At 63.0% G+C, this 20,518-nt stretch carries 19 protein-coding genes and 1 pseudogene; 6 read left to right on the forward strand and 14 right to left on the reverse strand.

Annotated features, from left to right (window positions below; translation table 11 throughout):
* Positions 1 to 55: 55 nt before the first annotated feature.
* Positions 56 to 1,096: an AI-2E family transporter gene (locus KIP88_RS31955; RefSeq protein WP_214492136.1), complete on the reverse strand. Its 1,041-nt coding sequence runs from the start codon at positions 1,094 to 1,096 to the stop codon at positions 56 to 58.
* A gap of 163 nt (positions 1,097 to 1,259) precedes the next feature.
* Here KIP88_RS31955 and KIP88_RS31960 point away from each other — a divergent pair, with 163 nt between their 5' ends.
* The gene (locus KIP88_RS31960; RefSeq protein WP_214492137.1) at positions 1,260 to 2,891 is read left to right on the forward strand and encodes a caspase family protein; all 1,632 of its coding nucleotides are present in this window, start codon (positions 1,260 to 1,262) and stop codon (positions 2,889 to 2,891) included.
* Positions 2,892 to 2,962: 71 nt separating this feature from the next.
* On the opposite strand, the gene KIP88_RS31965 is transcribed toward KIP88_RS31960, so the two are convergent.
* The 4 genes and pseudogenes from KIP88_RS31965 to KIP88_RS31980 all read right to left on the reverse strand — a co-directional run.
* Entirely contained in the window at positions 2,963 to 3,952 is a 990-nt protein-coding gene (locus tag KIP88_RS31965) for a threonine/serine dehydratase (protein ID WP_214492138.1), read from the reverse strand.
* 179 nt (positions 3,953 to 4,131) lie between these two features.
* Positions 4,132 to 5,190, reverse strand: a complete 1,059-nt coding sequence (locus KIP88_RS31970) for a glycosyltransferase family 1 protein (protein WP_214492139.1) — start codon at positions 5,188 to 5,190, stop codon at positions 4,132 to 4,134.
* Entirely contained in the window at positions 5,187 to 5,999 is an 813-nt protein-coding gene (locus KIP88_RS31975) for a UDP-2,3-diacylglucosamine diphosphatase (RefSeq protein ID WP_214492140.1), read from the reverse strand. The genes KIP88_RS31970 and KIP88_RS31975 overlap by 4 nt, the downstream gene beginning before the upstream one ends.
* 293 nt (positions 6,000 to 6,292) lie before the next feature.
* Positions 6,293 to 6,503: pseudogene (locus KIP88_RS31980) on the reverse strand (bifunctional hydroxymethylpyrimidine kinase/phosphomethylpyrimidine kinase); the annotation flags it as partial.
* A 90-nt stretch (positions 6,504 to 6,593) separates the two neighbouring features.
* Here KIP88_RS31980 and KIP88_RS31985 point away from each other — a divergent pair.
* On the forward strand, positions 6,594 to 7,169 hold the full coding sequence (locus KIP88_RS31985; RefSeq protein ID WP_214492141.1) for a hypothetical protein: 576 nt from the start codon (positions 6,594 to 6,596) through the stop codon (positions 7,167 to 7,169).
* 277 nt (positions 7,170 to 7,446) lie between these two features.
* Here the strand turns inward: KIP88_RS31985 and thiD are convergent, their stop codons facing one another.
* Positions 7,447 to 8,247, reverse strand: coding sequence for a bifunctional hydroxymethylpyrimidine kinase/phosphomethylpyrimidine kinase (thiD, locus tag KIP88_RS31990; RefSeq protein ID WP_214492142.1), 801 nt, complete (start codon positions 8,245 to 8,247; stop codon positions 7,447 to 7,449).
* 160 nt (positions 8,248 to 8,407) lie between these two features.
* Between thiD and KIP88_RS31995 the strand changes: the two genes are divergently transcribed.
* Together KIP88_RS31995 and KIP88_RS32000 are read left to right on the forward strand one after the other, a co-directional pair.
* The gene (locus KIP88_RS31995) at positions 8,408 to 8,653 is read left to right on the forward strand and encodes an Lrp/AsnC ligand binding domain-containing protein (protein WP_214492143.1); all 246 of its coding nucleotides are present in this window, start codon (positions 8,408 to 8,410) and stop codon (positions 8,651 to 8,653) included.
* 113 nt (positions 8,654 to 8,766) lie between these two features.
* Complete coding sequence (locus KIP88_RS32000; protein WP_283848545.1) at positions 8,767 to 9,804, forward strand: Ldh family oxidoreductase; 1,038 nt, start codon at positions 8,767 to 8,769, stop codon at positions 9,802 to 9,804.
* Between the two features lie 33 nt (positions 9,805 to 9,837).
* On the opposite strand, the gene KIP88_RS32005 is transcribed toward KIP88_RS32000, so the two are convergent.
* Together KIP88_RS32005 and KIP88_RS32010 are read right to left on the reverse strand one after the other, a co-directional pair.
* Positions 9,838 to 10,200 carry a DUF6665 family protein gene (locus KIP88_RS32005; RefSeq protein ID WP_214492144.1) on the reverse strand — a complete coding sequence of 121 codons (363 nt, stop codon included), beginning with the start codon at positions 10,198 to 10,200 and terminating at the stop codon, positions 9,838 to 9,840.
* Positions 10,201 to 10,378: 178 nt separating this feature from the next.
* Positions 10,379 to 10,675 carry a lanthionine synthetase LanC family protein gene (locus KIP88_RS32010; RefSeq protein ID WP_249791162.1) on the reverse strand — a complete coding sequence of 99 codons (297 nt, stop codon included), beginning with the start codon at positions 10,673 to 10,675 and terminating at the stop codon, positions 10,379 to 10,381.
* Positions 10,676 to 10,960: 285 nt separating this feature from the next.
* Here KIP88_RS32010 and KIP88_RS32015 point away from each other — a divergent pair, with 285 nt between their 5' ends.
* A complete protein-coding gene (locus KIP88_RS32015; protein ID WP_214492145.1) occupies positions 10,961 to 11,776 on the forward strand; it encodes a J domain-containing protein in 816 nt (271 codons plus the stop codon).
* A gap of 20 nt (positions 11,777 to 11,796) precedes the next feature.
* Here KIP88_RS32015 and KIP88_RS32020 read toward each other — a convergent pair whose 3' ends face one another.
* Positions 11,797 to 12,732: a cytochrome c gene (locus tag KIP88_RS32020; protein WP_214492146.1), complete on the reverse strand. Its 936-nt coding sequence runs from the start codon at positions 12,730 to 12,732 to the stop codon at positions 11,797 to 11,799.
* A gap of 166 nt (positions 12,733 to 12,898) precedes the next feature.
* Here KIP88_RS32020 and KIP88_RS32025 point away from each other — a divergent pair, with 166 nt between their 5' ends.
* Complete coding sequence (locus KIP88_RS32025) at positions 12,899 to 13,321, forward strand: CHRD domain-containing protein (protein ID WP_214492147.1); 423 nt, start codon at positions 12,899 to 12,901, stop codon at positions 13,319 to 13,321.
* An 82-nt stretch (positions 13,322 to 13,403) separates the two neighbouring features.
* Here the strand turns inward: KIP88_RS32025 and KIP88_RS32030 are convergent, their stop codons facing one another.
* From KIP88_RS32030 to KIP88_RS32050, 5 genes are all read right to left on the reverse strand, one after another.
* Positions 13,404 to 13,850 (reverse strand): cytochrome c, encoded by a 447-nt coding sequence (locus KIP88_RS32030; RefSeq protein ID WP_214492148.1) that lies wholly within the window; start codon positions 13,848 to 13,850, stop codon positions 13,404 to 13,406.
* 104 nt (positions 13,851 to 13,954) lie between these two features.
* Entirely contained in the window at positions 13,955 to 16,264 is a 2,310-nt protein-coding gene (locus KIP88_RS32035; protein ID WP_214492149.1) for a xanthine dehydrogenase family protein molybdopterin-binding subunit, read from the reverse strand.
* Positions 16,265 to 16,594: 330 nt separating this feature from the next.
* Positions 16,595 to 18,136 carry a murein biosynthesis integral membrane protein MurJ gene (gene murJ / locus KIP88_RS32040; protein ID WP_214492150.1) on the reverse strand — a complete coding sequence of 514 codons (1,542 nt, stop codon included), beginning with the start codon at positions 18,134 to 18,136 and terminating at the stop codon, positions 16,595 to 16,597.
* A gap of 36 nt (positions 18,137 to 18,172) precedes the next feature.
* A complete protein-coding gene (locus KIP88_RS32045; protein WP_214492151.1) occupies positions 18,173 to 19,324 on the reverse strand; it encodes a DegT/DnrJ/EryC1/StrS aminotransferase family protein in 1,152 nt (383 codons plus the stop codon).
* 30 nt (positions 19,325 to 19,354) lie between these two features.
* Positions 19,355 to 20,371: a Gfo/Idh/MocA family protein gene (locus KIP88_RS32050; protein ID WP_214492152.1), complete on the reverse strand. Its 1,017-nt coding sequence runs from the start codon at positions 20,369 to 20,371 to the stop codon at positions 19,355 to 19,357.
* Between the last annotated feature and the right edge of the window lie 147 nt (positions 20,372 to 20,518).

Consider the following 20,518-nt stretch of genomic DNA (forward strand, 5'->3'; position numbering starts at 1 on the left):
TCATGGCTACGCCGTCGCTGGGTTACCCTTCAGTCGGTTTTTATGACTAAGCGTCCTAGCGCTTGCCCGGCTTCATCTGATCCGGTCCGCCGAACAGATCGGCGACCCAGCGGCTTGACGGATGTGCGGCGCAGAAGGTCAGAATTGCCAGCGTGATCGGCACGCCGATGAAGGTGCCGAACAGGCCCCACAAGAACGTCCAGAAGAAGATCGCGAACAGCACGACAACAGGCGAAATCGACAACATGGAGCCGGCCACCCGCGGCTCGATGTAGCTGCCGACCACGAACTGAATGACATTCAGGCAGACGAAGACGCCAAGCACCGCCGGCCAGCTCTCGAACTGCGTCATCGCCAGCAAGGTCGGGAACAGCGTTGCGACGAAAGGACCGATGAACGGGATATAGTTGAGCACGAAGGCAATCACGCCCCACTCCAATGCGAACGGCAATCCGGCTACCCACGCGAATGCGCCCACCAACAGGCCCGTCACCGCGCTCATCTGCGTCCGCACCACGAGATACTTTCGGAATTTCGCCGCCGTCGCCGCGCTGCCCTCGAGCAGCACGCGGGCTGCGACAGGATTATCCAGCCGCTCGATCCGTTGCCTGACGTTCTCGACCTCAAGAAGCCCCAGCATGACGTAAAGCAGCGCAATCACCCAGAAGGTGAGCGTGGTGTTGACACGCCCGGTGACATACTGCGTGGCGCGCAGGAGCCAGCTTACGTTGAAATGTTCGGCCCACAGTCCGGCGACCGAAACGCCATGGCCGTCCAGCCAGGTCACCATCGCATCATAGAGGGCCTGGTACCGCGGCAGATCGGCGACCAGTGACCGTCCTACGCGACCAAATCCCCAGGCCGCGAGCGAGGCGAAGCTGAGACAGATCGCCACCGTGAGGATGACGGTGATCGCCAGCGCGGCAAGCTTCGGCAGCCACGATTGCAGCCACTTCTGGACCGGCCACACGATGGCGATGATGAAAAGGGCCGCAACCAGCGGCGCGAACACTTGCCTCGCCTGGGCCGCCGCCGCAGCGACCAGGACCGCCGCGATGATTCCGGTTGCGGTCTTCAGCCCGAGGTTTACCCCCATTTTTGGGTTCCTTCGACCTTCCAGCAATCCGAGATTGTCAGCTGCGTCATGCCGCGGCAAGAGCGAAACACCAAGCGTGACTGGCGTCACGTACCGCGATGCGGCTGCGGTTTAGCGTCCCCGCAGCAATTCTCGCCACGAGATTCTTTTGAGGAACGCTGCCATGTCCCGTTTTAAGTCAACGCTATTACGCGCCGGTCTCCTGGCAAGCCTGTTGAGCTTCAGCGCCGGCGCAGCTTTCGCCGAAGCCCCGAATGTCGATATCCGCAACGGCATGCAGACGCCGCCTGCCGAGCAGCGGGTCGCGCTTGTCATCGGGAACTCGAATTATCAGACGGCACCAAAGCTCGCGAATCCCGGCAACGACGCGCAATCGATGGCGCAACTTTTGAACACGGCCGGTTTCGAGGTCACGCAGGCGACCGACCTGGCGCGCAGCGAGATGGTCAGGGTCGTGCAGGATTTTTCCGCCAAAGTGGCCGAGCGCGGTCCCGGCGCCGTCGCCATGATCTACTATGCCGGCCACGGCGTGCAGGTGGCGGGCGAGAACTATCTTTTGCCGGTCGATGCAAAGATCTCCGCGCCGTCCGATCTCGACGGCAATTCGCTGCGGCTGGTCGACCTGATGGGCACGCTGGAATCGATCCAGAGCCGGATGCGCATCGTCGTGCTCGACGCCTGCCGCAACAATCCGTTCCCGGAGGTCAATGACACCGGGCGCGGTTTGGCAATCGTCGATGCGCCGAACGGCTCGATCGTCGGCTACTCGACGGCGCCGGGAATGGAAGCGCAGGATGGCGACGGCAACCACAGCCCGTATACGTCCGCGTTCCTGAATATCGCGCGCGAACCGAACCTGCCGATCGAGCAATTGTTCAAGCGCGTCCGACTCGAAGTGAACAACACGACGAAAGGCAAGCAGACGCCGTGGGAAAGCTCGTCGCTGACCTCCGATTTCTATTTCTTCGGCGATACCGCGGTTGCCTCGGGCCGCGCGCCGGATCGCCGGCCGATCATGCAGGCTGCGGCGAATCTGCCTTCGCGTTCAGTCCGCCAGGCCTATGACTACGTACTATCCGAAGGCTCGCCCGAGTATTATGAGGAGTTCATCCGGCTCTACCCGCATGACCCGCTGTGCGACCACATCCGCGTGCTGCTCGGCAACCTGCAGGTGGCAAAGGCGTGGCACAAGGCGGTGCTTGCGAACTCGCCCTTCTCCTACAAGACTTTCCACGACAATTATTCCAACAGTCCGTACGCCAAGTCTGCGCTGAAGCTGCAGGGTGCGCCGAAGGCCGTTCCGCTGATGCAGTTCACGCATCTGGCGAAGCAGTCGCCGATGTACAAGCCGGGGAACTTCGGCCACACGCCGACACTGGGTATCTCCAAGGGTAATCTTGGAGCTCACACCCATATGCCCATGACGTCGAAGATCGTTACGCTGCCGGCCAAAGGCATGACGACAAACAACCTTGCCAATGGCCGCAACAACATCGGCAACATGGGCAAGGTCACGACGCTGCCTGGCAAGATCAGGCCCGGCCCTGTCAATGCCGGCAACAACGCCGGCAACACCGGAAAGATCTCGAGATTGCCGGGCAGGTTCAACAACAATCCGGCACGGCTCACCAACAGGCACATGGTCAACACCGCGCCGCGTCATTTCAACAGTGGTATGGGCAGAGGACGTTTCAGCCAGAGCTTCGCTGCAGGCCCATCCCGCGGTTCGTTCGGCGGCGGCGGCGGATTCAGCGGCGGCCGATCGTTCGGCGGCGGCGGCTTCGGGCGGCGCTGACTGGAGAGCTTCGTCCAATGCGGATCCGGGCAGAGCACACGCTCTGCCCGGTTCCGTTTGAGACGGGATAATCAGGCGACCAGCTTGGCGAACAGGTCCGCGTCGACATTGCCGCCGGAGAGCACGATGACGACGTTCTTGCCCTTGACGTCGATTCGGCCGGCCAGCAAGGCGGCGAGCCCGACGGCGCCGCCGGGTTCGACCACCAGCTTCAATTCCCGATAGGCATAGGCGACCGCCGCGCCGACTTCCTCGTCGGATGCGATCACGCCATTCGCCAGCAGCTTGCTGTTGATCGAGAAGGTGAGCTCGCCCGGCATCGCCGCCATCAGCGCGTCGCAGATGGTGCGGCCGGCGGCGTGGTGGGCCTCGCGATGCCCGGCGCGCAGCGACAGGCCGTGGTCGTCATAGTCCTTGGGCTCGGCGACGATCACCTGCGCCTGCGGAAACTTTGCCTTCACCGCCGTCGCAACGCCGGCGATCAGCCCGCCGCCCGATGCCGGCGCCACCACGATATCGGGGACGAGCCCGAGCGCCGCCATGTCCTCGGCGATCTCGCGGCCCGCGGTGCCCTGCCCGGCGATCACAAAGGGATCGTCATACGGGCGCACCAACGTCGCGCCACGCTTGCTGGCAATGCCGTTGGCGATGGCTTCGCGGTCTTCCTTGTCGCGGTCGTAGAGCACCACCTCGGCGCCGTATCCCTTGGTGCGCTCGCGCTTGGTGACGGGCGAATCCGCAGGCATCACGATGGTGGCCTGCATGTGCAGGATCTGCGCCGCCGCCGCCACGCCCTGGGCGTGGTTGCCGGAAGAGAACGCGACCACCCCGCCGCCGCGCTTGTCCTGCGGGATCGAGGCCAGCTTGTTGAAGGCGCCGCGGAACTTGAACGATCCGGTCCGCTGCAGCATTTCGGGCTTCAGAAAGACCTTGGTCCCGACGCGTTCATTGAGAACGGGGAACGACAACAACGGCGTCCGCACCGCAAAGGGCGCGACCACCTTGGCGGCGGCCTCGATATCGGCCGCGCCAATGGGTGGATTTTGGATGGATTCTGGCATCCGCAATTTGTATCGCGGTCGCTGACAGGCGGGCAAGACGATTCAGCGTGAACTTGATAGCGTTTTCAAGCGAAGCATGCCTCGGACTTGATCCGGGGGTGGCCACCGGTTCGCGTCAAGAAAACGCGTCAAAACAAGAATCTAGAGCCCGGTTCTGATTCAATCAGAACTGAAGGGCTCTAGGCGGCGAAATGCGGGTCTTCGGCCACAAATTCGGCCACCTCGCCGTCCGGCGCCACGGGGCGGACATTCAGGGCATGTTCGACAAAAACCCGCGCAGAGGCCTGCCAGGTGTGGGCGGTGGCGAATTCGACGCAATCTTCCCGCGAAACCTGCAGTGCCTCCAGGCACGCCTTGCGCAAATCCTCGTCCAGAACGCCGACCGGCGTCGAGCCGATCACGTCGCGCGGACCGGTGACCGGAAAGGCGGCAACCGGCAGGCCGCTGGCCAGCGCCTCCAGCAGCACCAGCCCAAAAGTGTCGGTCTTGCTGGGAAATACGAAAATATCGGAGGCCGCGTAGATTTCGGCCAGTTCCTCGCCGTGCCTGGCGCCCAAAAACACGGCGTCCGGATACTTCCGCTCCAGCGCCGTCCGGGCCGGTCCATCGCCGACGATGAGCTTGGTGCCGGGCAAATCGAGGTCGAGGAAGGCTTCGAGATTCTTTTCAACCGCAAGGCGGCCGACGCTGAGATATACCGGCATCGGCAGGCAGAGATCGACGCTGCGCGGATGAAACAGCGAGGTATCGACGCCGCGCGACCACAGCACCACGTTGCGAAAACCGCGCATGCGCAATTCGGCCGCCAGCGCCGGCGTTGCCGCCATCACCGCCTGGCTCGGCCGGTGGAACCAGCGCAGCGCCCGCCACACCCAGGATTCCGGAATCGGCGAACGCGCGGAAACATATTCGGGGAAACGAGTATGAAAGCTCGTGGTGAACGGCAGGCCGCGCTTGCGGCAATAGCGCCGCACCAACAGCCCGATCGGGCCCTCGGTCGCGATATGAATGCTGTCGGGCTTAGCCGCTTCGATCAGTCGCGCGATTTTAGCTGGGTACGGCAGCGCCAGCCGCAGATCGGGATAGCTCGGCATCGCGAAGGTGCGAAACGATTGCGGCGTCAGGAAACTCACCTCGACGCCAAAACCCTTGGCCGCCTCGGCCATCGCGGTCAGCGTCCGAACCACCCCGTTGACCTGGGGATGCCATGCATCGGTTGCGACCAGGATATGCGTCATGCGGCGCGCGCCGCGACGCGGGGAACGGGTGCCGCCCTTCGCTGCGGATCGGCCCAGGTGATGATCTCGAACCTGCCGTCCTCATGCTCGGCGAGCGCGGTGCAGCTTTCCACCCAGTCGCCGCAATTCATGTAGCGGATGCCGTGCTCGTCGCGGATGGTGGCGTAGTGGATATGGCCGCAGATCACGCCGTCGGCGCCGTGGCGCCGCGCTTCGCCGGCCAGGGTCTTCTCGAATGCGCCGATATAATTCACGGCGTTCTTGACCTTCAGCTTGGCCCATTGCGACAGCGACCAATAGGGCACGCCGAACATGCGCCGGAAGAAATTGACCAGGCGATTCATCTGAATGGCGAAGTCGTAGGCCTTGTCGCCGAGATGGGCGAGCCAGCGCGCGTTCTGCACCACGAGATCGAAGATGTCGCCGTGGATGACGAGGTAGCGCTTGCCGTCGGCGCCCTCGTGAATGGTGTTTTCCACCACGTCGATGCCGCCAAAATGCGTGCCGTAGTAATTGCGCAGGAACTCGTCGTGATTGCCCGGCACGTAGATGACCTTGGCGCCCTTGCGCGCCTTGCGCAGCATCTTCTGCACGAAGTCGTTGTGCGATTGCGGCCAGTACCAGCTCGACTTCAGCGCCCAGCCATCGACGATATCACCGACGAGGTAGATGGTGTCGGCGTCATGGCTCTTGAGGAAGTCCAGCAAACGGTCGGCTTGCGAGCCGCGGGCTCCGAGATGGACATCGGAGATAAACAAGGTGCGAAAACGCCGTTCCGGGCTGTCTTCACTCAAGGAGTCACTACCCATACCTGTCCCCTGACAGATTTCTGTGACAGGGCGATGACTAGTTCACGCGACTGATAGCCCCACGAGAATCAATGCCGCGCCCCGTGGTTTGCGGATAACAGCGCGATGCGACAGCCAAGCGACATGAGAGCGGCAAGATTTCGCTGTCGTCCCTGCGAAAGCAAGCGACATGCGATGATGTGCGTAGCCCGGATGGAGCGAAGCGCAATCCGGGGCCGGTCACGCATGCGGATTCGGTTACCCCGGATTGCGCTTCGCTTCATCCGGGCTACAAACGTCCGCATTAGCAACCGCTAATAAAACTTCTGAAAATGATGGATCGGGCCGTGGCCATGCCCGACGCTGAAGCGGTCTGCAGCGGCGATCGCGGCGCTGACCCAGGCCTTGGCGTTGCGCACGGCGCTTTCCATGTCCTCGCCCTTTGCCAGCCCCGTGGCAATCGCCGAGGAAAGCGGCAACCGGTGCCGTGGCCATTTTGGTGGCGACGCGCGGCGCGGCTAGTGCCCCCAAGCCGAACCATCATGGACAAACCTTGCGCCTTCCGGGTGCGTCTGCTTAGGATCACAACTTCAACAGAGGACTGCGGATTACATCATGACGTTCGAAGGGCAGCGGCTGCCGTTTCGTCGGGTTCACATTGCCGGCGCACCCGGCGGCGGAACAACGACAATTGGCCGTGCGCTTGCTAACCATCTCGCAATCCCGCATTTCGACGCTGACGATTTCTACTGGATCCCGACGAACCCACCGTATCGCCAACCTCGCCCTCGTCCAGATCGAGTGAGGCTGATGCGAGAATTGTTTCTCGATCGTGACGCGTGGGTATTCAGTTCGGGCAAGATCGAAGCTTGGGCGCCCGAGATCGTCCCCGCGATTGATCTTGTCGCCTTCCTGACTGTACCAACCGAGGTTCGCATGGAGCGGCTTCGACTACGCCAGGACCGTCAATTCGGCCCGAATGCTGTGGCGCCGGGTGGCTGGAACTACGCCAACACACTCGATCTTTATTCAACTGCGGCTGGCTACGACGACGGCGCCGCAAAGGCTCGCACTCGGCCGGGCCATGAGGCGTGGTTTAGCACGCTGACCTGCCCCATCGTGCGCATCGATGGCACCCGACCCGTCCGGGATATCACGGCTGAAATAGCGGCTCATTTGCCGTCGCTATAGAAAAGCGAACCGTAATTTATTGATATCGAGCGAGCGGATTCTGGCAGGGCGTCCGCCCGGCTTCAGCGGATAGCAGCGCGATGCGACAGATAGGCGACAAGCGAGCAGCGACATTTTCGCTGCCGTCCCTGCGAACGAAAGTAGGGACCCACACGCCGCGGCACCAATTGTTTTGGAAGACGTCAGCCATCTCGCTTCTATCGATGGGACAACGCGGTATGGGTCCCTGCGCCCGTGCGCAATTGCGCACTAGGCAGGGACGACGGCGGATAGGACTTCAATAAAACTTCTGAAAATGATGGATCGGGCCGTGGCCATGCCCGACGCTGAAGCGGTCTGCAGCGGCGATCGCGGCGCTGACCCAGGCCTTGGCGTTGCGCACGGCGCTTTCCATGTCCTCGCCCTTTGCCAACCCTGCGGCAATCGCCGAGGAGAGCGAGCAGCCGGTGCCGTGCGTATTTTTGGTAGCGATGCGCGGCGCGGCGAGTACGATGACACCAGAGGAATCGATCAGATAGTCGATGCTCTCGGCGCCCTCCCCGTGGCCGCCCTTGATCAGCACCGCCTTGCAGCCCAGGGCCAGCAATCGCTGGCCTTGTTTCTCGACGGCGGCTTCGTCCGCTGCCACGCCTTCGTCGAGCAGCGCTGCGGCTTCCGGCAAATTGGGCGTGATCACCGACGCCAACGGAATGAGCCTGGTCCGCAGCGCGTCCACCGCTTCAGCCGCGAGCAGCCGGTCGCCCGAGGTTGCGACCATCACAGGATCGAGCACGACATGCTTCGGCGACCAGCGCGCCAGCCCGGCGACGATAGAATCCATAATCGGGGGCTGCGCCACCATGCCGATCTTGACCGCTCCCACCGCCAGATCGGAAAACACCACATCGATCTGCGCGGTCACGAACTCCGCCGGCACCTGGTGGATGCCGCTGACGCCTTGGGTATTCTGCGCCGTCAGCGCCGTGATCACGGAGGCGCCGTAGACGCCGAGCGCAGCAAACGTCTTCAGGTCGGCCTGGATGCCCGCGCCCCCTGAGGAATCGGAGCCGGCGATGGTGAGCGCAATCGGCGTCGTCATCAGAAGTCTCGTGAAAATGCTGTGTTCAGGGCCATGTCTTGTTCTAAGTGGCTTGTCCTAAGTGGCTTGTCCTAACGCGCCCGCCCATTGGCGGCAAGCTGGCTTGCCATTATCAGCGGTTTTTGGCCTATTGGGGCCAACATTTTTGGAGACGACAGCGATGGTTCCCTTCTTCGTCCAGTTCAAATGCAAGCTCGGCCAGTCCTACGCCGTCGCCAATGCGCTCGCGGAGGCCGAGATCGCCTCGGAGATCTATTCCACCGCCGGCGATTACGATCTGCTGGTCAAATTCTACGTCGATAACGACACCGACATCGGCCATTTCGTCAACGAGAGGGTGCAGGTGATTCCGGGCATCCAGGACACCCACACCATCATCACCTTCAAGGCATTCGGCACCGGCTAGCAACGGCGGCCCCGCCTGCCCGCAATCGCCGTCGACTTTGCCCGGCGCGCGGCCACGCCTGCGGGCCGCACGGAGCACCTGTCCTGTCCGAGACATCAGTCACTTTTGGCCGGCTGAAGGCCTTCATTGAACAGGCGCTCACCGCGGTGGGCTTGCCGGACGCCGATGCTGCGACGGTCGCGGGCCTGATGGCCGCGGCCGACCTGCAGGGGTCGGACGGGCACGGCGTGAGCCGGTTGCCGCAATATGTCAGGCGGATCAAGGCCGGCGGCTTCAACGTCCGGCCGAACATCCACGTCGTGCATGAGCACGCCAGCACGGCCGTCCTGAACGGCGACAACGGCATGGGCCACCTCGTCATGAAACGCGCGGCCGAGATGGCTGTCGAAAAGGCGCGCAGCAGCGGAATAGGCTGGGTCAACTCGCAGTTCAGCAACCATGCCGGCCCCGCCTCGCTCTACGCCACGATGCCGCTCGCCCATGACATGATCGGGCTCTATTTCGCGGTCGGCAATGCCAATCACCTCCCGCCCTGGGGCGGCCTCGACATGCTGCTGTCGACCAACCCGATCGCGGCGGCCATTCCAGCCGGCGACGAAAGGCCGATCGTGCTCGACATGGCGACGACAGTCGCAGCCTATGGGAAGGTGAAAACCAAGGCATTGCGCGGCGAGACCATGCCGGAGGGCTGGATGATCGATCGCGAAGGCAAGCCGCTGACCGACCCGAAACGCGCCGACGAAGGCATGCTGCTGCCGCTGGGCGGCATGGAGGCTGGATACAAGGGCTACGGCCTTGCGCTGATCATCGGCCTGCTCGCAGGCACGCTCGGCGGCGCCGCGATGGGCCGCGACGTGATCGACTTCAATCACGACGACGACAGCGTCACCAACACCGGACAGGCGATCGCCGCGATCAACATCTCGGCCTTCGGCGACATTGCCATCTTCAAGCGAAGCGTCGATGCGCTGGTGCGCGACTTCCGCAACAGCCAGCGCATCCCCGGCGTGGACCGCATCTGGATGCCCGGCGAACGCAGCCATGAAACGCGCCTCAGGCGGACGAACCTTGGCATTCCCATTGCACCCGCGCTGCTGCGCGGACTGGACCAGGTCGCCGACGAGGTGGGAATACCGAGGCTTGTGAATTAGAGCGTCGCGGCGACCCGCCGCGAAAGGCGAGTTTCAGAACATTGGCGGCAGCGCTGCCTCAATTCCTACGGTCTTCGTCGGATGGATGCTCGGCTTGGCCAATGGCCCCATGCGGGCAACCACCTCGTTCGGCACCCCGTAGACCTGTATCACGTGGTCGATTTTTCTGAGACCGCAGGCCTCGCGCTGCACGACGAACAGCCAGAGTGCATATCCCGCCTGTTCGACGAGACCATCGCGGATTTTGCGATCGGAATTGGCCGTCCGCGGGCATGCGGCAAGTGCCGCCAGCGCGGCCTCAAGCCGCCGTCCAAGCCGCCCGAGTGCTGACGCCCTCTCCTCGGCGATCTCGTATTCGAGCGTTGCGTATCCGGATCGAAGTAAATCCAACGCCATATGGGCGCTCCGAAACGTGGCCTGCCAACTATCTCATAATATTGGTCGGCAGGAAGCCGTTCAAGGGCCGTAGGGCGGATTAGCCGAAGGCGTAATCCGCCATTTTCGTCTTCGGTTCGAACGGCGGATTACGCTGTCGCTAATCCGCCCTACGCTCTGACGTGTCGCCGTGTTCGGGTCAGAACACATCGATCGTCGGGAAACGCGGCTCCCCTGTGATGCAATCCCAAAGGTAAATTGCAAGGCCGACGTCGCCGGTCCAAAGCGAATACCGTCCGCGGCCAACGGCTATCTGAGCGCCGCGATACTGGACGATGGCCGTCATGGCGAATTGGCGTGCGCGGTCCAGCCAAACCGGATCGTTGGTGCGGCGGTAGAGCTTGAGAAACGTGTAGCCGTTCCCGCCCGTGCCGTGGCAAAGGTTCGAGCCCTTGGCGAGCGGTCCGGCGGCCCACGTGAAGCGACCGGCATCCAAGCAAGGATCGCGCGATTAAACGCAACGTATTCCATACGTGCGACGCGCGGCAACCCAAAGCAGCATGGGTCGTCGCCGACTACCAGGCCGCCCAAAAAGGCCCTCGATCCCAGCCTGTCACCGGGCTTCGTTTCGCTCGCCCGTTAACCATCCCACGCGATTTGCACGCTTTTGCCATAAGAGGATCATTCTACCGCCTAGATATTTTTGATTAGCTAGGGCGTCGTCAATCGGAGGCTCCGCGGCGGGGGACATTCCGAGGGGGAAATAGTCGCGAGTACCACCATGGGGACGCTGTACGATTTGCTCGGAGCCCTTCCGAGCGACGACGCCGAGGGCTTGCGGACTGCATTCCGCAAGGCCGCGAAGGCGACGCATCCCGATATCAATCCCGACAATCCCGATGCTGCGCTGCGGTTCAGGGAGCTGGTGCGCGCCTACGACATCCTGACCGATACCGAACAGCGCGAGACCTACGATCAACTGCTCGCCATTGCGCTTCAGCCAGCCCCGGTCGCGAAGGCCGTGCGGACCTATGAGGTCATCGGCAAGGTTGCTTCCAACACGATGGCGGCAACGGTCATTTCGGCGGTGCTGGTCGGCGGCTACGTCCTGTTCGGAATATTTTCAAAACCACCTGGCGCAGCGGAAATCGCGCCCGACAAGATCCTCGGCGAAGCGCAAGTCGTCGCAGCGCTGCATCCTGACGTCACCGCTTCGGTTGAACCGCGCGTCCAACGCGAGGGCAACGCATCGACCGTCGAGCCCGCCGTGACATCGGCGGTTGCGCCCGCAGCGAAAGAGGCAAACGCCGCTTCTATCGGCCGTTTCGAGCCGGTGCCAGGATTCGTCTCATACAATCTGGCGATTCAGTATTATCCGCGCTTCGCAACTGCCAATTTCGACCGCGGCATCGTCCTGTACCGCGTCGGCGATTTCGACCCGACCGCCGCTCTCGTTTCCCCCAAACCGAATACGGATTCGAGGCGGGCAAAGATCGCCACACCTGTGCCGCGCAAGCCACTGCCGATCCTGCCTCCCATTGCGTCCGTTGCGCCGCCAGAGAGGCGAATGCCGATCACTGCGGCCTTGACGCCCTGAGTGCAGGCGCAACGCGCCGGTCATGACTTCTCAGCATCCTTTGCCTTCTTCGGCCGCGGCGGTCCCTCAACCGGCGGCAACGACTTCACATATTCCGCGATGGCCGCGCGATCCTCCGGCGGCAATTGCGACGTGTTCTTGATGACGCGCACCATCGATCCGCCTGCGGTGTCACCGTCAGGCGTTTGCCCGGTTTCGAGGAAGTAGGCGATGTCCTTCGCGCTCCACTCGTCCAGTCTCTTCTGGGTGATGTTGGGCACCCAGCCCTCGCCCTCCGGATTGGGCCCGCCTGCGAAGCGTTGCGCCTCGACGATACCGCCGAGGAAGTTGCGAGGGCTGTGACACTCGGCGCAATGGCCCAGACCATTGACGAGATAGGCGCCGCGATTCCACGACGCCGAATGTGAGGCGTCCGCCGTGTAAGGCTTGTCGTCCATGAACAGCCATTTCCAGATGCCGACGTTACGGCGGATGTTGAATGGAAACGGCACGTCGTGGTCGCGCGGCTTGCCGGCCACCGGCGCCAGCGTCTTCAGATAGGCAAAGAGGTCGCGGACGTCGTCAACCGTCGCATGCTGGTAGGACGCATATGGAAAGGCCGGGAAATAATGCGCGCCGTCCGGCGAAGTCCCCTTGAGCACCGCCGTGACGAAATCCGCTTCGCTCCACCGGCCAATACCGGAAGTGGGATCAGGCGAGATGTTGGGGACGTAGAACGTCCCGAACGGCGACGGCATTGCAAGCCCGCCACCCAGCTTCAGCCGATCGGGCTGGTTGGGAACGGCATGGCAGGAGGAACAGCCGCCGGCATTGAACGTTGTGAGGCCATTGGCAAGGTTCGGCGTGCGGGGAGAAAGCGAGGTCGGGGCAACGACCGCCGGGACCGTCAGCCACCAGAAGATGCCGGCACCGAGGGCGCCAGCCAGGATCAAGACAAGGAGAATTCGTCGCAGCATTCACCGATCCGTCATCAAGCTTCGCAATTCAACGACCAGTATGAACGCACTTTGCGCCAGAGGCTTCCACGAAATTTCAGGCCTTTCTCGGCGTTTCGGGAATAAATTCGTGAAGTCGTTGTTTTGAGGCTGACATCGCCGTTTGACGTCAACAAGGAGAAACACCATGTCGAACAAGACCATGCTTGTCACGCTTGCGCTCGGGGCAGCGATTGCGTTTGCCGGACCCGCCTTTGCCGACAAGATGAAGGCCGCACTCGACGGCAAGGCCCAGGTGCCGCCCAACACCAGCGCGGCCACCGGAACCGCCGATATCGATTACGATCCCGCCAGCAAGAAGCTGAGCTGGAAGCTGAGCTATTCCGGCCTGTCAGGCCCCGCCACCGCCGCGCATTTCCACGGTCCCGCCGAAGCCGGCAAGAATGCCGGCGTTGCGGTCGCCATCCCCAATGCGACGTCGAGCCCGGTCGAGGGCAGCGCGACATTGACCGATGCGCAGGCCGCGGACCTCGTGGCCGGCAAGTACTACGTCAACATTCACACCGCAGCCAATCCGGGTGGCGAAATCCGCGGTCAGGTAACGAAGTAAATTCACGGCTGACGGCAGGAATGACGGCAAACTAAAAAGAGGGCGGAACGCTTCACACGCCGCCCTCTTTTTCTGATCCGAATTAGATCTTGAGGCGGAACGTCTCGTGGCAGCCGCTGCATTCCTTGCCGATGGCAGGCACGTTCGCCTTGAGCGAGTCGAGATCCTTGATCTTCCCCTTGGCTTCGGTCACGACCTTGGCGAAGCTGTCGATCTTCGCAGCGAAGCCGGCCTTGTCTTCCCAGATCTTCGGCGACGAACTGTAGTCACCTTCGATCTTCACACCCTTGATGCTCTCCGGAAACATCGTCGGCAGCTTCTTTGCCGTCTCTTCCAGTTGGCCGAGGGCCGTAGTGACGGCGGCCTGGTCATAGGGTTTTTCACCCTTGACCATCGGACTCAAGACCGCGCCCAAGGCCCTTCCGGTTGCCTTCATGGTTGTCTGGGTCTGGTTGGCCACGTCCTGTTGGGCGACAACTGCACCGACGCTCAGGAGCAATGCTCCCGCGACTACCAACATTCGCTTCATTCGCTTGCCCCTTCTTAAGCCAAAATACGGACCCGCGACCACCGCGAGCCCGCCTGATTTTGCCAACACCGCACGCGGTGCATCATTCCGCATGCGACAAAATATCAGAGATTATGCTGCTTCTGCGCCTCGCGGATCGCGATCCAGACCCGTTCGGCCGTGGCCGGCATATCGATGTGGTCGATCTTGTACTCGCGCCACAACCCCTCGATGATTGCGTTGACCACCGCGGGGCAGGAGCCGATCGCGCCGGCCTCGCCCGCACCCTTGACGCCGAGCGGATTGGTCGTGCACGGCACGTTGTGGGTTTCGAAATGGAATGACGGGCCGTCGGATGCGCGCGGCAGCGCGTAGTCCATGAAGGTGCCGGTGACGAGCTGGCCGTCGGTTGCGCTGTAGACCGCCTGCTCCATCAAGGCCTGGCCGATCCCCTGCATCGCCCCGCCATGCACCTGGCCGGCGAGCAGCAGCGGATTGAGCGTCACACCGAAATCATCGACGATGACATAGTTGACGATCTTGATGATGCCGGTGGCGGGATCGATCTCGACTTCGGCGAGATGCGTGCCGTTCGGATAGGTGCCGTCGGCCTGCGCGAAGGTCGCGCTCGCATTCAACTTCGACGGATCGACGCCCGGCCGTTTGGCGAGGTCAGCGAAGCTGATCGAGCGATCGGTGCCGGCGATGCGCACGAGCCCATTGCTGATCTCGAGGTCGCCGGCGCTGGTCTCGAGCGCCTCGGCCGCGATCTCCTTCAGCTTAGCCCCGAGATCGCGGGTCGCGCGTTCGACGCTGACGCCGCCGGTCGGGATCGACGCCGAGCCGCCGGTGCCGAGACCGGTGGCGATCTTGTCGGTGTCGCCCTGCAGGACGTGGACGCGTTCCGGCGGCACCCCGAACTGCTCGGCGACCAGTTGCGCGTAAGCCGTCTGATGGCCCTGCCCGCTCGACTGAGTGCCGATCAGAATGCTGATGTCGCCATTGGGATCGAGCGCGACATTCGCCGTCTCCTCGCCCATGGTGCCGCAAACCTCGACGTAGCTGGCGAGGCCAATGCCGCGCACGAGGCCAGCCTTCTTCGCCGCTTTGGCGCGCTTGGGAAACTCCTTCCAGTTGGCGACTTCCATTGCGCGTTTCATATGCGCCGTGAAGTCTCCGGAATCGTAGACCTTTCCGGTCGCGGTCTTGTAGGGCATCGCCTTCGGCGGAATGAAGTTCTTGCGCCGGATCGCATCCGGCGTCAGCCCAAGTTTGCGTGCCGCCGCGTCGACCAGCCGTTCGATCACATACGCAGCTTCAGGGCGGCCCGCGCCGCGATAGGCATCGACCGGCACGGTGTTGGTGAACACGGTGCGGACGCGGCAGTGGAAGGCCTGGATATCATAGAGCCCGGGCAGCATGCCGGCGCCACCATGCGGAATGTAAGGCCCGAAGGTCGAGAGATAGGCGCCCATGTCGCCCATCAGGTCGACGTCCATGCCTAAGAACTTGCCGTCCTCGGCCAGCGCCATCTTCGCGGTCGTGACGTTGTCGCGGCCCTGCGCGTCGCCCATGAAGTGATCGGAGCGGTCGGCGGTCCATTTGATGGTCTTGCGCAGCTTTTTCGCGGCAACCGAAATCAGCGCGTATTCGCGATACGGAAACAGTTTTGTGCCGAAGCCACCGCCGACGTCGGGGCAGATCACCCGCATCTTCTCCATCGGCATCTTCAGCACCATGCCGCACAGGATTTCGCGCAGGCGATGGCTGCCCTGGCTGCCGATGGTCAGCGTCAGATGATCGCGCTTGGCGTCGTATTCGGCGACGGCTGCGCGCGTTTCCATGAAGTTGGTGATGACGCGCGGATTGACGATCGATACTTCGGCGACCGCATGTGCTTTCGCAAAGGCGGCATCGGTTGCTTTCTTGTCGCCGACCGGCACGTCGAACAGCACGTTGCCGGGCTTGTCGGGCCAGACCTGCGGCGCGCCCTGCTTGACGGCGTTGACGACGCCGACCACCGAAGGAAGCGGCGTCCATTTGACGTCGATCGCCTCGATCGCGTCGCGGGCCTGGTCGATGGAATCGGCGACCACGAAGGCCACGGCGTCGCCGACATGGCGCACCTCGTCCTTGGCGAGGATCGGGTATGGCGGGCCGGTGAAGGGATCGGTTTCCAGGTTGAACAGGCACGGCAGATCGCCGAGATCACCGACTTCGGCCGCGGTCAGAATCAGCGACACGCCCGGCATCCCGCGGGCCTTGGCGACGTTGATGGTGAATTTCGCATGCGCATGCGGCGAGCGCAGCATCAGCGCGTGCAGCGCAGGCTGTGGCGAATGGTCGTCGGTATAGCGGCCCCTGCCGCGAATCAGCGCGTCATCTTCCTTGCGGAGAACGCTTTGACCGACGCCGAATTTGATGGGAGCTGCCATCGTATCTCCAATTGTCCTGGAGCACGATGACGCCTCTTCGAACCGTCATCCCGCCCCATCTTTTTGTTTGAGCATGACCCTTTCGGAAAACCGGTACCCACTTTTCCGGGTCATGCTCTAGAAGCATTCCATATTGCAGCGGTTCGCGCGTCAGCGCAAACCGCTTTGGGCGGCGACCACTATTCCAGCGGCCGGATTTTCCGCACCTGCACAACAAGAAAACTTGATGATGCCCGGCTCACAATGCCGCCGTTTTTTCGGCGGCAGACGCGAACTGCGTCAACGCGGCGACCGCGCCACTTCTAGAAAATTTCGTTTATTCACAGAAGTTTAGCCCCGGGATTGGCGCTCGCGGACCAGCACAAATAGCCACCCCCTGCCGAACAGCAGCAGAATCAAGACCCCGTACACAAAGGCGCCTGCCGCGATCAGCAGCAGCAACACGGTCTCGTCCCGGAAGGTGTGCATTTGCGCGAAATAGACGCTGGCGAATCGGGCGATGCCCCACAACGCTGCAGCGAGCAGGACACCGGCCGCCGTAAACTTGGCGAGCGAAATCATCCAGGCGCGGTCGAGTTCGAGATAACCTGCACGCACCGCGAAGAAGAGCACCAGCAACAGATTGACCCAGGCCCCGACGGCGGTGGCGAGCGCCAGGCCGATTTGCGCCAGCGCGCCCATCAACGCGACCTTCAGCGCCACGTTGACGGCCACGCCGGTCAGCGCCGCCTTGACCGGCGTCGCGGTGTCATGACGGGCATAGAAGGTCGCCACCGCGCTGCGGATGGTCACGAACGGAATCAGTCCGATCGCGTAAGCGGCCAGCGTGGCGCCCGCGGCTGCGGCATCCGCGTTCGAGAACGCGCCACGCGCAAACATCGCACGCATGATGACGTCAGGTACGGTCAGGAAGGCGGCGACGAACGGCACCGAGAACAACAGCGAAAATTCGAACGCCCGCCGCTGCGCGGCCGATGCCCCAGTGATATCGTTCGCGGCAAGACGCCGTGACATTTCCGGCAACAGCACGGTGCCGATCGCAATCCCGATCACGCCGATCGGCAACTGGTTGAGACGGTCGGCGTAATACAGCGCCGAAAGCGCGCCCGCCGCCAGAAAGGTCGCGATGATGGTGTCCGCGAACAGCGCGATCTGCGTTCCCATCGAACCGATGGTCGCGGGGCCCAGCGCTCGAAAGAACGCACGCACGTCTTCGTCGAATTTGATAGCAGCGAATTTCGGCAGGATGCCGGTCTTTGCCGCATCACCGGCCAGCAGCAGGAACTCGATGATGCCGGCGAGCAGGACGCCCCATGCGGCGGCGTAGCCCGCGCCCGGAAAGAACGCGGCGAGCGCCAGCGTCGCCATCATCGACAGATTGAGAAAGATCGGCGCGGCGGCAGCACTCGCAAAGCGATGCATCACGTTGAGCATGCCGCCGTACAGCGTCACCAGCGTGATCAGCAGCAAATACGGAAACGTGATCCGCGTCAGCGAAATCGCCAGCTCGCCGCGCGCCGGATCGTCTTTGAACCCGGGCGCGAGGACGGCGATGACCTCCGGCATGAACCACCAGGCCAGGACGAGCAGGATGACCTGCGCCCCAAACAGCAGCGTGAAGATACGGTCGGCGAACAGCTTTGCCGACGCTGCGCCCTTGCCGTGCAGATGCGCATAGGCCGGCACGAAGGCGGCGTTGAAGGCGCCTTCGGCGAAGATCGCGCGAAAATGATTGGGCAGCCGCAGCGCCACGAAAAACGCATCCGCCACCGGCCCCGCGCCGAGAATGGCGGCGAGCATGATGTCGCGCGCGAAACCGGTCAGCCGCGAGAGTAGCGTGTAACCGCCGACGGTGAAGATGCGTCCGAGCATGCGCCGCTTCTAGCGCATATTCGCGAGAGGAGGAAATCAGGAAGAAAGCGCGCCGCGCACCGCCGCGATGACGCGATCCTGCGCCGACTCGTCGAGATAGGCGTGAATCGGCAGGCTAATGACATCGTCCGAGAGCTTTTCGCTCACCGGCAGCCCGCCATCCGCCACCGGGAAACCCTTGTACGCGGTCTGCTGATGCATCGATTTCGTATAATAGACCATCGTCGGAATGCCCTGCGCCTTCAGCGCTGCCGCAAAGCCGTCGCGATCGGTCCCCTCGGGCAGACGGATGGTGTACTGCGCCCAGATCGAGGTGCATCCGGAAGCCAGCCGCGGCACGGTCACGACGTTACCGAGACCGCGCGCATAGCGCTCCGCAACGCGGTTGCGGGCCGCGATCTCGTCCTCGAAAATCTTCAATTTCTCGATCAGGACCGCCGCCTGCATAGTATCGAGGCGTCCGGTCAAGCCGAGTCGCACATTGTCGTACTTGTCGGAGCCCTGGCCGTGAACGCGGATGCTGCGCAGCGTCTCGGCAAGTTCGTCATCATCGGTAAAGATAGCGCCGCCATCGCCAAAGCAGCCGAGCGGCTTGGTGGGGAAGAAGCTGGTCGCGGTCGCAAGTCCCAAAGAGCCGATCCGGCGGCCCTTGTAGCTCGCGCCAAAACCCTGCGCGGCGTCATCGAGCACGAACAGGCCCTCGGCCTGCGCGACCTCGGCGATCGCATCGTGGTCGGCGCTTTGGCCGAACAGGTCGACGGGGATCACGGCCCGCGGCTTCAGGCCGCGCTGCTTCGCCGTCGCAATGCCGCGCCTGAGTGAGGCGGCATCCATATTGAAGGTTGCTTCGTCGACATCGACGAACACCGGTGTCGCGCCGGTCAGCGCCACGGCTTCGCCGGTCGCGCAGAACGTGAACGATGGACACAGGACGGCGTCTCCCGGGCCGACTTCCCTGGCCATCAACACCATCAGAAGCGCGTCGGTGCCGCTCGCGCAGCTCACGACATGCTTGGCGCCGCAGAAATCCGCCAAGGCCTTCTCCAGCACGGCAACTTCCGGACCGTTGATGAAGAGGCAATGGCTCGTCACACGCGAGATCGCCTCATCAATCGATGCGCCGAGCCACCGGCGCTGCGATCCGAGGTCATAGAAGGGAACGGGTTCTGGACGCATGTGCTGGTTCATGGAGCCTTGCTTGGATCGGAATGAGAGAGTTCAGCCGGCGATGCGGCGCGGTCCCTTGCGCGCGGCGGAGGCCGCGGGCTTGGCGGGCTGCTCGAGGCAGCGGATCGCGATTTCGAGACTTGCGACGCCCTCGTCGCCGGAAACCGCCGGCACATTTCCGGTGCGGACGGCATCGAGGAACGCGATCAGCTCGGCGCGCAGCGGTTCGTCATGGCCGACCGGCAGATGCCGCATCGAATAGCTGCCGTCGGGCTTGAAGCCGAAGCACTCGGTCACCTGACGCGTCAGGAGATCGCCCATCACATATTTGCCGCGGGTGGCGACGGTGACGCTGCGCGCCTTGAACGGCGTCAGCCAGTTGGTGTTGATGTGGGCGAGCACGCCGGAGGCGGTGCGGAACTGCAGCAGCGCGATGTCCTCGCGCTCGGCGACCGCGCTGGAAAGCTGCGGCTGCACCTCGACAATATCGGATTCGGTGAACCAGCGGATCAGGTCGATATCGTGCACGGCCAGATCGATCACGACGCCGACATTGGACATCCGCGGCGGAAACGGTCCGACGCGGGTGATGCCGATCGAAAGAATATCCTCGCCCGCGATCGCCTGCTTGATCGCGGCGACCGCCGGATTGAACCGCTCGACATGGCCGACCATCAGCGTCACGCCGGCGCTGCGCGCCGCGTTGACGATGTCCCGCCCCTCCTCCACCGTCGTGGCAACCGGCTTCTCGACCAGGATGTGGATGTTGCGCGTGATGCAGGCGAGCGCAATCTCGTGATGGAGATGGGTCGGCGCCGCGATCGTGATCGCGTCGGCGCCCTCGTCGAACAGTTCATTGAGATCGGCGAACGCGCGGCAGCCGACGAGCTCGGTGGCGCGCGCGCGGTGTTCCGGCAACGGATCGACGATGCCGACCAGCGTCACCCCGGGCAGACCGGCCAGCACGCGGGCATGGTTGCTGCCCATCACACCCGCGCCGACCACGCCAACGCGCAGGCCGCGTGTTGCGTCGGTCTTCGCCTCAAATGCGGACCCTTTGGAACTCATGATTTGTAGACCCCAAGCAGATTTTCGGCAGATTTGCGCCGGCGATGTCCCCGGCGGTTCTCTACCATGCCGTCACAGATGAGGCGAACGCGATCGACCGTTTTCGGACACGTTTTGATTCAAACAATTACAGCCGCCGGGCCGGTA

It is taken from the genome of Bradyrhizobium sp. SRL28 (assembly GCF_018596315.1).
In the GTDB taxonomy this organism is placed as follows: Bacteria; Pseudomonadota; Alphaproteobacteria; order Rhizobiales; family Xanthobacteraceae; genus Bradyrhizobium.